Annotated in this window: 1 protein-coding gene; it reads left to right on the top strand. The window is 48.8% G+C overall.

Annotated features, from left to right (window positions below):
• The coding region (gene tnpC, locus J3A84_RS15225; protein WP_207600904.1) for an IS66 family transposase at positions 1-761 on the top strand (761 nt) is incomplete at its 5' end.
• Between the last annotated feature and the right edge of the window lie 60 nt (positions 762-821).

Below are 821 nucleotides of genomic sequence, written 5' to 3'. Positions count from 1 at the left end.
CATATATGTGGGTTTACACCACAAGTCGTCACTCAGAACGGCCCATTAGAGTCTTTGATTACCGCACCGGTCGCGCAGGGGCTCACGCCTCCGAGTTTCTGTCAGGTTTTCGTGGCTATCTGCATACGGATGCCTATTCCGGTTATGAAAAGGTGAAGGATGTCACCCGGTGCCTCTGCTGGAGTCACAACCGGCGTTATTTCCACGATGCACTTCCCAAAGATCTTAAGAGCGCGGAAGCCACATTGCCTCGTAGAGGAGTCCGCTTCTGTAATGATCTGTTCAAGATTGAAGAGCTGTGCAGAGATCTTCCGCCGGAAGAACGTGAAATCAAGCGTCTTGAACTGGCCTCGCCAGTACTTGAGGCTTATTGGGCATGGGTTGAAAAGAATGCGGATAAGGTTCTGCCTAAATCGAAAATCGGGAAAGCATTCCAGTACACACTGAACCAGAAAGAAGGACTGATGAACTATCTCAAGGATGGTCACTGCGAGATTTCCAACAATATTGCAGAAAACAGCATACGTCCCTTCACCGTTGGAAGGCGCAACTGGCTCTTCTCCGGAAGCCCGAAGGGAGCTTCCGCGAGCGCCATAGTATATAGCCTGGTTGAGACGGCCAAAGCTAATGGTCTGAATCCATATAAGTATCTCAATCTTCTTCTGGAGATTCTTCCTCGATTCTCCGTGGAAGAAAGATCCGAAGGCATTGAGCAGCTGCTCCCTTGGAATCCTCAGGTCAAAAAAGAATGCTCAACATAATAGTCATTTCGGCGACCGTGAGGTCGCCTTCTCTATTTCCATCATAGATTATCTCATACC

Origin of the sequence: Proteiniclasticum aestuarii (assembly GCF_017368455.1) — a bacterium.
In the GTDB taxonomy this organism is placed as follows: Bacteria; Bacillota; Clostridia; order Clostridiales; family Clostridiaceae; genus Proteiniclasticum; species Proteiniclasticum aestuarii.
The sequence above is the reverse complement of the archived record's forward strand: the minus strand, read 5'-3'. Positions and strand labels throughout refer to the sequence as shown.